Annotated in this window: 13 protein-coding genes and 1 pseudogene; 2 read left to right on the forward strand and 12 right to left on the reverse strand. The window is 42.1% G+C overall.

Annotated elements, in window-relative coordinates:
• Nucleotides 1–49: 49 nt before the first annotated feature.
• The 6 genes from ACTU7M_RS01190 to ACTU7M_RS01215 form a co-directional block, all read right to left on the reverse strand.
• Nucleotides 50–790, reverse strand: a complete 741-nt coding sequence (locus ACTU7M_RS01190; RefSeq protein ID WP_443472542.1) for a sulfite exporter TauE/SafE family protein — start codon at nt 788–790, stop codon at nt 50–52.
• Between the two features lie 524 nt (nt 791–1314).
• On the reverse strand, nt 1315–2535 hold the full coding sequence (locus ACTU7M_RS01195; protein WP_443472543.1) for a YcjF family protein: 1221 nt from the start codon (nt 2533–2535) through the stop codon (nt 1315–1317).
• A 22-nt stretch (nt 2536–2557) separates the two neighbouring features.
• Nucleotides 2558–3157 (reverse strand): TetR/AcrR family transcriptional regulator, encoded by a 600-nt coding sequence (locus tag ACTU7M_RS01200; protein ID WP_443472544.1) that lies wholly within the window; start codon nt 3155–3157, stop codon nt 2558–2560.
• A 162-nt stretch (nt 3158–3319) separates the two neighbouring features.
• Complete coding sequence (locus ACTU7M_RS01205; RefSeq protein ID WP_443472545.1) at nt 3320–4024, reverse strand: zinc metallopeptidase; 705 nt, start codon at nt 4022–4024, stop codon at nt 3320–3322.
• A gap of 55 nt (nt 4025–4079) precedes the next feature.
• Nucleotides 4080–4694 (reverse strand): 5' nucleotidase, NT5C type, encoded by a 615-nt coding sequence (locus tag ACTU7M_RS01210; protein WP_443472546.1) that lies wholly within the window; start codon nt 4692–4694, stop codon nt 4080–4082.
• A gap of 125 nt (nt 4695–4819) precedes the next feature.
• A complete protein-coding gene (locus tag ACTU7M_RS01215) occupies nt 4820–6154 on the reverse strand; it encodes a uracil-xanthine permease family protein (RefSeq protein WP_443472547.1) in 1335 nt (444 codons plus the stop codon).
• 448 nt (nt 6155–6602) lie between these two features.
• Between ACTU7M_RS01215 and ACTU7M_RS01220 the strand changes: the two genes are divergently transcribed.
• Nucleotides 6603–8159, forward strand: a complete 1557-nt coding sequence (locus ACTU7M_RS01220; RefSeq protein ID WP_443472548.1) for an NAD(P)H-hydrate dehydratase — start codon at nt 6603–6605, stop codon at nt 8157–8159.
• A 57-nt stretch (nt 8160–8216) separates the two neighbouring features.
• Here ACTU7M_RS01220 and ACTU7M_RS01225 read toward each other — a convergent pair whose 3' ends face one another.
• Together ACTU7M_RS01225 and ACTU7M_RS01230 are read right to left on the reverse strand one after the other, a co-directional pair.
• Complete coding sequence (locus ACTU7M_RS01225) at nt 8217–9092, reverse strand: SDR family oxidoreductase (RefSeq protein WP_443472549.1); 876 nt, start codon at nt 9090–9092, stop codon at nt 8217–8219.
• A 72-nt stretch (nt 9093–9164) separates the two neighbouring features.
• A complete protein-coding gene (locus ACTU7M_RS01230; protein ID WP_443472550.1) occupies nt 9165–9764 on the reverse strand; it encodes a cob(I)yrinic acid a,c-diamide adenosyltransferase in 600 nt (199 codons plus the stop codon).
• A gap of 113 nt (nt 9765–9877) precedes the next feature.
• Here ACTU7M_RS01230 and ACTU7M_RS01235 point away from each other — a divergent pair, with 113 nt between their 5' ends.
• Entirely contained in the window at nt 9878–11068 is a 1191-nt protein-coding gene (locus tag ACTU7M_RS01235) for an AI-2E family transporter (RefSeq protein ID WP_443472551.1), read from the forward strand.
• A gap of 120 nt (nt 11069–11188) precedes the next feature.
• Here ACTU7M_RS01235 and ACTU7M_RS01240 read toward each other — a convergent pair.
• From ACTU7M_RS01240 to ACTU7M_RS01255, 4 genes and pseudogenes are all read right to left on the reverse strand, one after another.
• Nucleotides 11189–11326 (reverse strand): annotated as a pseudogene (locus ACTU7M_RS01240) (DUF2087 domain-containing protein); the annotation flags it as partial.
• Nucleotides 11327–11374: 48 nt separating this feature from the next.
• A complete protein-coding gene (locus ACTU7M_RS01245; protein WP_443472552.1) occupies nt 11375–12382 on the reverse strand; it encodes a hypothetical protein in 1008 nt (335 codons plus the stop codon).
• A gap of 3 nt (nt 12383–12385) precedes the next feature.
• Nucleotides 12386–13105 (reverse strand): 16S rRNA pseudouridine(516) synthase, encoded by a 720-nt coding sequence (locus ACTU7M_RS01250; RefSeq protein ID WP_443472553.1) that lies wholly within the window; start codon nt 13103–13105, stop codon nt 12386–12388.
• Nucleotides 13095–13475 carry a DUF1622 domain-containing protein gene (locus ACTU7M_RS01255; RefSeq protein WP_443472554.1) on the reverse strand — a complete coding sequence of 127 codons (381 nt, stop codon included), beginning with the start codon at nt 13473–13475 and terminating at the stop codon, nt 13095–13097. The genes ACTU7M_RS01250 and ACTU7M_RS01255 overlap by 11 nt, the downstream gene beginning before the upstream one ends.
• Between the last annotated feature and the right edge of the window lie 67 nt (nt 13476–13542).

A 13542-nucleotide genomic window follows, 5' to 3' on the forward strand; every position in this document is an offset into this window, starting at 1 on the left:
CGCTTATTCGCTCCAGTGGTTCGGGGCTAACCGCCTTTTGTCCCACTCCCTATAGTATTAAACGTATTGCGGTGACCGCAGTCATCACGATGACGAGACGACGATACCATCTTTCACTGATATGGTTGACAATCCAGATACCACCCACTGCACCAAGCGCGATGAATGGGATGGCAAAGCCGGTATATTTCACGGTTTCAAAGTCAATCGTGCCCCAGAGAAAAATGTGGAACGGTAGTTTGATGACATTCATCAGGAAAAAGAACCAAGCTGTCGTTCCGATCATCGTTTCCTTCTTAAGATTCTGTGCCAGAATATAGACGTTGAAAATAGGGCCTGCTGCGTTTCCTATCATGGAAGAAAAGCCGCTCAGCACTCCGACAGCACTTTTCAAGACCGCGTTATCCGGTAAAGGGATCGTTTGTTTTTGATATTCGCGAATTGCCAAAAGGACAACACAGATGATGACGATAAGCCCAATTAGGAATTTGAATTGGGCGTCATTGATCCAGGCACCGATGACAGCGCCGGCGATTATCCCTACAACGGTAGCGGGAATCAATTTAAGCACATCACGGACATTCCCTTTTTTACCGTATTTGAAGATGGCAACAAGATCTCCGACCATCAACATGGGTAACATAATTCCTGCCGAACTTTTTCCACCAAAGATGATGGCCATCATCGCCACTGCCGGAATCGTAGCGCCCTGGATTCCAGCTTTTGAAAATCCTACAATTAGAGCACTCGTTACAAGCATTACCATTTCAATTGTTTCTAATCCAAACATCTCACACCGCCTCAGAGTTTTAAATTAACTATAGCATATGCGAGGGATTTAGGGGCATCAAAGATTTCATTTCCAAACGACTCTGATTTTCAAGATAAAAAAAAGAAACCTGCGTCCTCCGCAGGTTTCTCAAGCTTGATTATTCATGTTCGTTTTGTAGTTGTTTACCGTAAAGTACAACCGCATTTAATAGTTCTTCCCAGAATGTTTGTTTTTCCATCATTATCTCTCCTCTTATTTTCTTCTATATACTTTTCAGTGCAAACGCACCATCAACTTGATTACAATATAATCATACACCATTTTCATAAATACGTCAAATGTAATGTTTGTAAAATTTTAATCAAAACATTGTTTTGATAGTGTATTTTTGAAATAATGATGAAAACGCTATATAAAATTAGTGTTATTTTGGTTTAATTTAATACATTATAGACATTGTTAAGTTTTTAACTTGTTATCAACATGTAACTATTTTCATTTTCATCAACCCAAATAAAAAACCACTCCAATTAAGGAATGGTCTATTTTTTCTTCTTGAATATTTTTACTACTTTTTGCACAAAGTTCTCTTTTTCTAGTTCAACTACTGCGTGTTTATCCATCATCTCGCGCATTTCAGGATCTTTATCGCTATTCTTCAAACGTGTTTGAAGTTCTTTCCGCATTAATTCTCCTATATTTTTTAAATCAGGGTACTCGCCTTTGACTTCACCCTTGGCTATGAATGCCAGTACCTCGATGTAACTCAATGCCAATGCCGTCGTCAAGATGGAAGCTGTCCCGCCACTGATAATCCCGCCTGCCAATGTTCCGGCACCTGGGATCAACTTGATGACATTTGATACAATATAACGCCCCAAGTAAGTCGCGCCACTCGTTCCACCTATCGCACCCAGGATGCTTGCAATACTTGTCTTCTCCAAGGAAATACCGAATATAGCAGTAATGTGCGCCATCATCGTTATTTGCATCGGAACTAAAACAGTCGCATCTGAAAATGGAATCGGAGTAAAACCAACACCGAATGTCGTTGCTATGTATCGCCTCGCCCAACTCCTGGCTGCTTTTATTTTGCGCTCAATATCCACTTGTTGGGCGTTATTAAAAGCTGTTTTTGCATCAGAAGGAATCACGTCGAAAGTCAACGTAATCAACTCTACTAATCCTTTTTGCGGAATTGTTAAATCATCGGAAATAACAAAGGGTTCTGCCATTACCGTTCGAACAGCTATGACATTCAGATTCAAATCTTCGATGTATTTCTGGAACACTTCTGCTGGCTGACCGATAGATTGTGTCAAGACGATAATGACCGGTACTTGCTTGGCCAACTCATTGATAAAATCGATTTCCGATTCTTCAATCCGGGATGAACTGGCATTAATGCAATAATAGACAACGTGAATCGCTTCTTCCGGTCCTTTTTTTCGATTCTCCTCGAGTGCCTGGAAGATTTCTTTACGTACTTCAGACTGAACACTTTCACTTAGTTCCAAGCCCCGCGTATCGTAAAGAACAATAGGTACACCTTCTTTGGAAATACGGCGTAAATGTTTCGTAATCGGCTTCCCAATTCCAGTCGACGCAAGCTTTTCACGAAAGACATTATTGACTAATGTACTCTTTCCTACTCCAGTTTTCCCTACCAATAAAATATTTACGGGCGCCATTTTTTCAATTTCAGCTTGGGTTTTATTCAATAATTCATCGACTAAACCCAAGTCAAGATTTGTTCTCGCCATTTTTATCACCTCACTGGCTTCTTTACTTCATGAATCCATTCAAGTAACGGGAGAGTATTTCATATGAGATTTTCGCCATTTGAGCCGGTGAATCTTTCATTCCTTCATGTAACCAGGTCTGGACTGTTCCTTGAATTGCATACGAAATGGCGGATACCACATAAACGGCCGGAATTTCCAAACTCATGGAACTAAAGCGGTCCACAAAATTATCTTTTAACAGTTCATTGAATTTAATATGGAAGGAATAATTCCCATTTTCACCAGTCAAACTCTTGATGAAACGGTGATGTTCCTTAATATAGTCGAACAAGGCAATTAAACCTTCTTCAATTTCCTCACGAACACTTCCCACACCATTGTTATTGACTGCTAACGTAATGATTTCGGTCCCAATTTCACGCATTTCCAAAATCAATTGGTTAATACTTTTTTCCATCAAGTCGTACTTATCCACATAATGGAGATAAAATGTCCCTCTATTTATACCTGCTAAATCAGTGATTTCTTTCACTGTAATTTCATCAATTGTCTTTTGTTCCAGTAAAGTTGTGAGTGCATTCAAAATTTCTTTTTTTGTCCGAACAACACGACGGTCGGTTTGTTTGCCATTAATTCTCATAGTAACCTCCTATAATTGGTGCGTGCCGATACATACTAGCTTTTTCTCATTATATTACAAAAGCGCTCTTATTCACAACAAAAACTGGATAACAGTTGAATACTAGAATAAGTGTTGAAAAAACAGAAAAACCCGGGGACAATGGCGCCCCAGGGTGATGAATCAGTCTCTTCTGCGGCCACCAAACAATAGAACCAATCGTAATAATTGTAGGAAGCTCATAATTGCTGCAGCGACGTAAGTCAAAGCCGCAGCATTTAAAACACTTTTTGCTTTAGGAACTTCATCGCGCTCCAAAATATTTCCCCCGCCAAGAATTTGCAAGGCGCGGTTTGAAGCATTGAATTCTACGGGTAAGGTCACAACTTGAAACACAAACGTCATGGCAAACATCAAAATACCGAGTTGAACCAAGAACTGTCCACCCGACCCGATGATAAGCCCGATCAAAATCATGGGCCAGGAAATACCTTGACCAATATTAGCGAGTGGCACCAATCCATGGCGCAAACGCAATGGGATATAACCAACCTGGTCTTGAATCGCGTGGCCAACCTCATGAGCTGCAACACCGATAGCTGCTACCGATGTGGAATCGGCTGTTGTGTCGGAAAGACGCAATACTTTGTTACGGGCATCGTAGTGGTCTGTCAAATCGCCACGAACACGTTCAATCCGGACATCATGGATACCAGACTGGTCCAGGATATATTGTGCTGCTCGCGTAGCCGTGAATCCTTTCCGGCTGGCAACTTGACTGTATTTAGTAAAGGTACTTTTTACATAAGCTTGCGCCGCAAGGGAAATAACGAGACCAATGATTATTAAGAAATAGGTTCTGTCAAAAATGGGATATAAAAAAGGCATGTATACCCCTCCTTTCTAATTTATCATATCAGATGGATATGAATTTTCCATGAATTTATTTGAAGGCTGCCAAAGTTTTTTCATAATTTTTTAGTCTTCGCTCACGCGTTTCTTCAACCCGGTCTTTTTTATTGGCAACGAAATGTGTGTGGGCATCCAACCAGTTATCAATACGCGTGAATGGCGCTTCGATTTTTTGATTAAAGTGTGCCGTGTATAAAATACCGGTCCCCTGGAATTGATGCAGTTGTTTCAAGTTGTCATCAATCAAATAATCGGAGCGAACCACTTTTTTATTTCCACAATAAATATAGTGATTCACATCCAAAAACGGGAAGTATTCTTGGAGCCACTCGAATTTATCCTGGAAGGAACCGGGAATTTCCATGGCAGCAGTCGCGATATAGACATCGTAGATACTATTTAATTCCTCAACCACTTCGATGGCATTTTCTTTCACCACTAAATCCCGCGTAAAACCCGGTGCATTCATTTCGTTAAACAATTGGACCATCGTCACTTCGTCGAAGAGATTCTCTAAATCCATTGTCAGCAAATCATCCGGCACATAGTTGGTTTGCTTCAAAGCGTTATAAGACAAGACCATTTTCTCCGTGGTTCCCGCTAAAACATCATCCATATCGATGGCAATACTTAATTTCTCAGTCATATTTAGTTGATCCCCTTATTTAGTTTCTATCTATATTATACCAGAAACCATTGGCTGATAAGAATTATCAAGCTTTTGTAAAAACAAAAAGCGAGCCGATCATCGGCTCGCTTTTCTTGTATTTATTATAATTCTTCAGCTATTTTTTTTTTTGGCAAACTAATTTCTGGTACTTCCTTTGGGTCATAAGATTCTTCTTGCGGTAAAATCAGGTTCAAGATAATTCCTGCCAAAGCGCTTAGGGCTGTACCGGAAAGCGTCAAGAAGCTCAATTCCAATGTTGCGCCACCCAGACCCAGTACCAACATGGAGCTAGCAATGATCAGGTTACGGACTTGCCCGAAGTCTACTTGCTCTTCAATCAAAACTTTCAAACCGTTACTTGCGATAACACCATATAACAGGATAGACATTCCGCCCAGTACTGCGTTTGGAATAGTAGAAATCAAAGCTGTGAATTTACCAAGGAAACTCATTCCGATTGCAAAGAATGCTGCGTTACGGATGATGGATACCGAAGCGATACGTGTCATACCAATAACGCCGGTATTTTCGCCGTAAGTTGTGTTCGCTGGTCCACCGATGAAAGCAGAAACTGCGGTAGCGACCCCGTCACCAATCAAGGTGCGGTTCAAGCCTGGTTCTTTCAAGAATTGACGGTTACAGATTTTACCAAGAACAGTATGGTCCCCGATATGTTCAGAAATCGTTACAAGTGCAACTGGTACAAGCGCTAAAGCTTCAGGTCCGAAGTATAAGTCATACGTTTGGAAGTAACCTGTTTCAAACGGTAAGTAGAAACCTGGAATTTCAAACCATTTTGCTTCCAGTACAGGTGTGAAGTCGACCAAACCGACGGCAAATGCTACCAAGTAGCCGCCCACAATCCCTACTAAGAAAGGAATGATTTTGAAGAAACCTTTGCCCTTCGTATTTACAAAAGCGGTGATCAAGAAAGTTGCTACTGCAACGAACATATTACGGATATCACCGCCGGCCACGAAACCAGCGTTAGATACCGCTGAACCTGCCAAGCCTAAACCGATAACCATGATCATTGGTCCGATGACGATTGGCGGCAACAATTTGTCGATCCATTTTGTTCCAATCAATTTGATCAATCCTGCTACCAGGACGTAGACCAAACCAACCATCACAACACCCGTTTGTGCGGCACTGATATCGCCGCCCATTTGTTCTATGGCGACTCCCATGGCAGCAATGTAAGCAAAAGACGATCCCAAGTAAACCGGTACTTTTGATTTTGTAGCAACTTGATAAATGAGCGTTCCGATACCACTTGCGAACAACGCGACTGAAACAGGCATCCCTAAGATTAGTGGTACAAGAATTGTAGCACCAAACATTGCAAATACGTGCTGGAAACTTAACAAGATTCCTTTCAATACAGGTGGTTTTTCGTGAACATCCAACAATAATGGTCTTTGATTAATAGCCATACCTTATTCCTCCTAGTTTTTGGGCATAAAAAAACGCCCTTTTTCTACGCAAAAGGACCTATAGGTATCAAATATGGATTTGTTACCCTTCTTGACCTCTCTGGATCACTTTAAAGGACTTTGCTCCGGATAATATAGCATGGCTTTTCAAAAAATGCAAGAAAAGATTCTTTGAAAAGACTATGGTAATTTTAATCGAATTTTCGTTAAAATTTTACACAATCCAAAAGATTTCTTCACATTTTTCCAGTATGCTATTCATGTAAGTAAAAGCCATGGCTTTTCAGACCTAAATTTCATAAACATTGTTAGGAGCTGCAACTCCTATCCCTTTAAACAACGCTGAGGCGTTGTTTTTTTTCGTTTAAAAAAGTAACGGCTCTTCGTGTTAATTTCTAAGCGAAGGGTGTTATACTAAACATGAGCGATTGATAATGGAGGAGTTTTAATGAAAAAGTTAGTAAATAGTGCCCAAATGAAAAAAATAGACATGTATGCAATCGATAATATCGGCATTCCTGCTCTTGTTTTGATGGAAAATGCAGCCTATGCCGTTGTGAGCAATATGGAAAAAGTCATCTCTAGGGAAGATATTATTTTAATTGTATGCGGGTCTGGAAATAACGGTGGCGACGGGCTGGCAGTGGCACGTATTTTATTAAATCGCGGTTATCAAGTGGACGTGTTTTTGGCAGGAAATCCTGCATATTTGTCAAAAGAAACAGCGCAACAACTTAAAATCGTCGAAAATTTGGATATGGTCATTTGGAATACATTGGACGAAGTGAATTTCGCCAACTATACGATTTTAGTCGATGCCCTTTTTGGTATCGGATTGGATCGGGATGTGGATGGCGAGACAACTTCCATAATCAAAGCAATGAATACGCATGAAGGCATTATTTTCGCAGTCGATATGCCCTCTGGTATTTCCGCAGATGACGGGAAAATAAAAGGTGTCGCAGTCAGAGCTGACTACACGGTTACGTTCGGTGAAGAAAAAGTAGGCCAGCTTCTATTCCCCGGCAGTGCTTATTGCGGAACTTTGGTGGTGGCTGATATTGGTTTCCCACCCATTGCAGCGGATACCGTTGATTCAGAATTTTATCGCTATGAAAAAAGTGATTTGGCGCGTTTGCCGAGACGCCAGGCCTACAGCAACAAAGGAACCTTTGGGCGTGTGTTAATTGTGGCAGGTGCCATAAATATGAGTGGGGCTGCTTATTTATCAGCACATGCGGCTTATCGTACGGGTGCCGGCTTGGTTGAGATTTTGACAGTTGACGCAAATCGAACAATTTTACAGACGCAATTACCGGAAGCAGTTTTAACGACATTTAATCCAGATCAATTGGATGAAGCAGAAGAAAAAGAAAAAATCAAACAAGCCGTGAAACGTTCCCGCGTCATTGTGATGGGACCAGGACTTGGTGTTTCCGATGAATCGAAAAAATTGTTGGATTACGTGACTTTGCAAGCGAATGTTCCGTTGATTGTGGATGCGGATGCGATTAACGTTGCCGCACATTTTTATAACACTTTCCCATTGATGCGTGGAAATGCCTGTTTACGCCTGGGTGAGTTGAACAATTCATTACCAAAAGGAACCATTTTAACGCCGCACTTGCTGGAATTGGCACGGTTGATGGATATGCCTGTTAATAAAATTCAGGAAGATTTGTTGAATACAGCGGACATTTGTACGAAAGATACCGACTTGGTTTATGTACTTAAAGACGCGCGTTCGGTGGTAGCGCATGGGCACGAACGGTATATCAACTCTTCCGGAAATAATGGAATGGCAACGGCTGGGACTGGCGATGTTTTAACCGGAATTTTAGCGGGGTTGGTTGCGCAAGGAATGGACTCATTCGAGGCAGCGAAGTTGGGCGTTTACATTCATGGTTTGGCCGGAGATGTGGCTGCCAGCAAGAAGAATCGCTACAGCATGATGGCTTCTGATGTCGTGAACGGACTTGAGGACGTATTGGGTGGAATGGTTTAGACAATAATTATAATAAATCAAAAAAACCTGCAGAAATCTGCAGGTTTTTTTGATTTATTATCCGTTCACAATCTCGCCACCGTTAACATGGATGGTTTGGCCGGTTACATAGCTCGAATCGTCACTTGCCAGGTAAACATAGGCTGGCGCACATTCGTAAGATTCTCCGGCGCGGCCTAACGGTTGGTCGCCACCGTGTTCTTCTTTGTCGCGTCCAGTTGTGGCAGGAATGAGCGGTGTCCAGATAGGTCCTGGCGCAACCGCATTGACCCGGATTTTTTTATCTAAAATTTCTTGGTTCTGTGCAAGTGAACGAGTGAATGCCAAGATGGCACCTTTTGTGGAGGCATAATCCAGCAAGTTCGGTGAGCCACGATATGCCGTCACAGATGTACTGTTTATGATACGCGCGCCTTTGGTGAAGTGTGGCATGGCAGCTTTCACGAAATAGAACATGGCAAAAATATTCGTTCTGAAGGTTCGGTCAAGTTGTGCTGCTGTAATATCCATGATTGATTCTTGCTGCAACTGTTGCGCTGCATTATTAACCAAGATATCAATCTGCCCAAACGCTTGAACAGCCTTGTCGATTACAGTCTGCGCAAAATCCTCGTCACCCACATCGCCCGTCAGCCAAACGACTTCGGCGCCGTATTTCTCACAAAGCGTCCGCACTTTTTCCGCATCTTCCTCATTATCTAAATCCGTCAGGACTAACTTGGCACCTTCTTTGGCAAAGGCGACGGCAGTCGCAGCACCAATCCCACTATCAGCTCCCGTTATGATAGCAACCATATCGCGTAACTTATCTGCTGGGCTGTAGTCCGGGTTATCAATCTGTTCTTCCGGAGACAATACTTCGTTTTCATCCGGAGACAGGTACCCTTTTTTTGGCTCTTCCGTTTCGATGATGTCTTTTTCCTTATCGGTCATGATGGTTCCTCCTTCAATGACTAACTAAGTTTTTTAACACATCTTCATTTTAACAAGAACGATTTTGAAAGGCTACTGATTACGTTTTTCGCGGGAAACATGGAAGACTTTCTCACTACGTTCATAGGGCACATCGACCACATCGTTACGGACATTCATAACGCGTGCAACCACAAAGAAATAATCCGACAAGCGGTTCACAAACTTCAACACAAAAGGGTTCACTTCTTCCGGATCCGCCTGCATAAAGCTCACAATCGTCCGTTCCGCATTCCGTGTTTCCGTGCGTAAAACATGCAGCCAGCTAGCAGCCACTGTCCCACCCGGAATAATGAAATACAAAATTTCCGGTGGGATTGCATCGTAGGCATCAATCCGTCCTTCCAGCCATTCAATGTGCTCTGTTGTTATTTTATATTCACGGTGTCCTTTGGGAATCGAAAGGTCCGATGTACAATCAAACAAAAATTGTTGGATAATCCGCAAATCCTGTTGCACATCTTCCGCATGATTTTCTTTTGCTAATGTCGCTTCGACCAAGCCACACCATGAGTTAATGTGGTCCACTTCGCCAAAAGCATCCACGCGCGCGTCATTTTTATCAACCGCTTTTCCGCCGCCAATGCGGGTCTTCCCTTTGTCGCCCGTACGCGTATAAATTGATGGTTTCATCCTATCACTCCTTTTTTTACCATCATACCAAAATATCCAACCTTTGGATGAGATATAATGCTTGTTCTTATGCTAAACTAAGGGAAAATAAGGAATATAATGAGGTGTTTATCATGATTGAAAAAGAAAAAAGGCGAACTCCCGCCACTAGCGACCAGCGCTTCATACGTTTCTTTGGCGGCAATAAGTTGCTTTTCAGTCTCGTTGTTTTAATTATGCTGGGAATTTTGGTTATGATTTATAATCAAATTTCATTTATTTTTACTCCGTTACGGGTTATTTTTTCAACTATCGTGGCCCCGGTTATTCTGGCTATTGTTTTCTTTTATATTCTGAATCCGCTCGTTACGTTTTTGGAAAAGCGTAAGGTCAATCGGACTCTCGGGACCGCGATCGTCTTCATCATTTTTCTACTTTTGTTGACGTGGGGAATTGTATCGCTGATTCCCATTCTGGTTTCTCAAATAACTTCCTTTGTGGAAGCATTCCCTCAGTACATCGATACCCTGACAAGTCGATTTGAAGAATTTATTGTGGGGAGTCCATTTGAATCTTATTATCACGACGCCACTGAAAAATTCGATTCCATCGTGGGTGATATCCCTGCCATGATTTGGAACTGGGTCAATAACTCCTCACAGCGGATTGTCAGTGTCTTTTCCACCATTTCAAACGTCGTGGTTGTCTTGGTAACGTTCCCCATCATTCTCTTCTTTATGCTGACGGACCGCGGGAAATTCAAACCTTTTATCATGAAGATGACACCACCGGTTTGGCGGAATGATTTAAATGTGTTGGGAAACCGAATGACTGAAGTACTGGGATCCTATATAGTTGGTGAAGGGTTGGTTGCTTTGAGCTTGGGTGGAATCTTATTGATAGGGTACCTGATTATCGGACTGGATTATGCTTTTGCTCTTACGGTTATCGCCACAATCACCGCGGTTATACCTTTTATTGGGGCTACGATTGGTATTATTCCAGCGGTGGTAGTCGCTGCCTTTACCTCGCCCAGCATGCTGTTGAAAATGGCTGTTGTTTGGGTAATCGCCCAGACAATTCAGGGGAACCTGATTGAACCAAATATCATCGGCAAGAGCTTGAAGATGCATCCATTAACAATCATTATTGTCTTGTTGATTATGGGGAATCTTTTAGGTTTGATCGGTATGATTTTAGGTATTCCAATCTTCGCGATTATCCAGGTCTTGTTCGAGCACATTTTCGAAAAATTCAAGAAACACTATAACCGTTTCTACGGCGACGTCGCTGGACATTACGAGTTTGAAAATCTGGATGACTAAAGTGATTACTCAACCGAATTTTGGGACCTGAGTAATCACTTTATAAGCTAAGCTGATTACTCAAATGATCTTTTTGCCCTGAGTAATCAGTTTAAACCAAAAAGTGATTACTCACGGCCATCATTGGCTTGGAGTAATCACTTTTTTCTTCGTATAACTGCTTCCCGCCTTATCGCGTACAAGAAATCCAAAATCCACCAAATAACGTCGCAAGGTTACGAAATCGAGATGAACGGATTTCAGGATAGCATTAGTTTCCTGCTCGGAAAATTAGTGATTGGCCCTTCTGAAACGTTATACACTGTTTCACTTCTTTAAATAATATTTATGCACACGATCGATACTGCTTGGCTCCACCTCCAAAAGCACCGGACCTGATAAGAAATTATCTCCAATCTTCACAAAGTTGGCACAATATAGCCAATCATCCAATCTAAACATATTCATAGGGTCGTATCCCGTTATTTTGCCGGTTAGATTCTTAGCTTGGTCAAATGAAGCAAGCGTGGCTCTTCGCCGCGCCACTTCTTTGGTCAGCAATTCGGTTACCCCTGTTTCTAGCGAATAAATAAACCGTTCCGGTACGATGTCTGCTATCAACGATAGATAGAGTGGGTCTTTATGTTCTAAATTTTCGTGCTTCTTCTCAGATAATACAATTAACAACAACGTACCTGTATAGTATGCTTGACGCCTGACCGCAAATATTTCATCGGATAATCGGGTCAACTGCTCTAAATAATACATCAGACGCTTCTCGTACTTTTCGGGCGCAAGTTGCCTCAGCGCTTGCAGCCCTACAAACTCCGCTGCTCCTTCCACAGTTTCCACTAACAATTCGTTGTAAAAGTGATGGCCGATCAAACGCTCACGCTCAAGACGCAGATAAACAAACTGCCTTAGCAACTGCTCATCTTTTGAATGGATAAAGTCCGCGAGTAATCTGTTCTCTACAGCCTTCATTTGAAAGTTTTTGCTGTCGAGCGGGTAGGTCAGCAACTCCAAATCATCAGGATAACGACTTTCTCCCTTTTCTGCCTGAAAACAATGAAACATTTCATGAACCAGGTTAGCAGCCAACAAATCTAAATCTTCATTCTCGTTAAACGTCATATTCCAAATAGCCAACTGATTGCCTTCATACTCTATGGCTGTGTTGGCCAAAAACCGTTCATCCCACGGTATTTCCCTGTCAGCCAAATACACCGTTTCCTCATCGTAAAGAGCAAATGGAAAAGAATGGAACCCGTCCCAAAAGGAAGAGAAGTCCAACCCACGTAATTTTTCCTGAATCTGTTGGTATTTTTTTCGCATCGTTTACCCTCCTTTATAAGTAAAATAAGGTTTCAGCAATGCCAACTCGGTGTCTGATAGCGGGCGATAATCACCCAATCCCAACCCTGGATCAAGTTCCAAAGGCCCCATGGCAGTCCGTTTCAAATGAACGACCTTTTTCCCGACCGCCAGGAACATTTTTTTCACTTGGTGGAATTTCCCCTCTGAAATCGTCAAGCGTGCACGGTGTTCGTCCAACAATTCTAGATGGGCCGGCTTACATGTTTCCCCACCAATAAAAATAATCCCTCTCGCGAATTTATCCACATCTTCTGTTTCCAGTGGTTCCTTTGTCGTCACCTCGTATGTTTTCGAAACTTTCTTGTGCGGAATCAGTAACTGGTACCCCAACTGACCATTATCCGTCAATAGTAACAAGCCTTCCGTATCACGGTCCAGGCGCCCGACCGGATACACATCCACGGTTTTATCCTCTTTCTTCACCAGGTCCAAAACCGTCTTTCGTGTTGCATCTGTAATGGCCGTTACCACGCCATTCGGTTTATTCATCATCAAATAAATATGCGTAAAACCACGGATTTCTTCCCCGGCTACCGTCACTCGATGTAGCCGCTCTTCAACATTGAAGCTTCCGTCCACGACTGCTTCACCATTGACCAAAACGACCTTTCTTTGAAAAAGGCGTTTTACCACCTTACGCGATCCGAATCCCTTTTCTTCTAAAACTTTATCAATTCGCACGCTTCTTGCCCGTTCCTTTCATTTCATCCAAACGATGCACCAATTTACTTTTTTCACTTGTTTCAATTTCCCAGTGGATAACGACGGTTAAAATAACCCGCAAGACCACAATGGCCGCCAAAATGATAAATTCATCCAGCGTTTGGATAATAACGGACTTCAGGATTTCGGCCGCCAATTTAAATTCTAGACTGTACGACAGCGCTTTGGCTAAATCCAATTTGGGATCAGAAGCCATTAAATTCCCACGCGATAATAAAAACAAAAATACCGAACGTGTGACACCATAGATAATTATGATAACACCGACAAACTCAATAATAGCTGCTAGATTTGGGATAAAACGTACTAACAATCCATGTAAATCCATCTCGTTCTACCTCCTGTTCATTTTCTTCTATTGTACCCTTGCGCAAAAAAATAGACCAGAGGCATGT

The organism is Jeotgalibaca sp. A122, assembly GCF_052266715.1.
GTDB lineage: Bacteria > Bacillota > Bacilli > Lactobacillales > Aerococcaceae > Jeotgalibaca.

Excerpts from the sequence above, each read along its gene's own strand:
- ACTU7M_RS01190 (WP_443472542.1), bottom strand. The coding sequence starts at position 790 with ATGTTTGGATTAGAAACAATTGAAATGGTAATGCTTGTAACGAGTGCT.
- ACTU7M_RS01195 (WP_443472543.1), bottom strand. The coding sequence starts at position 2,535 with ATGGCGAGAACAAATCTTGACTTGGGTTTAGTCGATGAATTATTGAAT.
- ACTU7M_RS01200 (WP_443472544.1), bottom strand. The coding sequence starts at position 3,157 with ATGAGAATTAATGGCAAACAAACCGACCGTCGTGTTGTTCGGACAAAA.
- ACTU7M_RS01205 (WP_443472545.1), bottom strand. The coding sequence starts at position 4,024 with ATGCCTTTTTTATATCCCATTTTTGACAGAACCTATTTCTTAATAATC.
- ACTU7M_RS01210 (WP_443472546.1), bottom strand. The coding sequence starts at position 4,694 with ATGACTGAGAAATTAAGTATTGCCATCGATATGGATGATGTTTTAGCG.
- ACTU7M_RS01215 (WP_443472547.1), bottom strand. The coding sequence starts at position 6,154 with ATGGCTATTAATCAAAGACCATTATTGTTGGATGTTCACGAAAAACCA.
- ACTU7M_RS01220 (WP_443472548.1), top strand. The coding sequence starts at position 6,603 with ATGAAAAAGTTAGTAAATAGTGCCCAAATGAAAAAAATAGACATGTAT.
- ACTU7M_RS01225 (WP_443472549.1), bottom strand. The coding sequence starts at position 9,092 with ATGACCGATAAGGAAAAAGACATCATCGAAACGGAAGAGCCAAAAAAA.
- ACTU7M_RS01230 (WP_443472550.1), bottom strand. The coding sequence starts at position 9,764 with ATGAAACCATCAATTTATACGCGTACGGGCGACAAAGGGAAGACCCGC.
- ACTU7M_RS01235 (WP_443472551.1), top strand. The coding sequence starts at position 9,878 with ATGATTGAAAAAGAAAAAAGGCGAACTCCCGCCACTAGCGACCAGCGC.
- ACTU7M_RS01245 (WP_443472552.1), bottom strand. The coding sequence starts at position 12,382 with ATGCGAAAAAAATACCAACAGATTCAGGAAAAATTACGTGGGTTGGAC.
- ACTU7M_RS01255 (WP_443472554.1), bottom strand. The coding sequence starts at position 13,475 with ATGGATTTACATGGATTGTTAGTACGTTTTATCCCAAATCTAGCAGCT.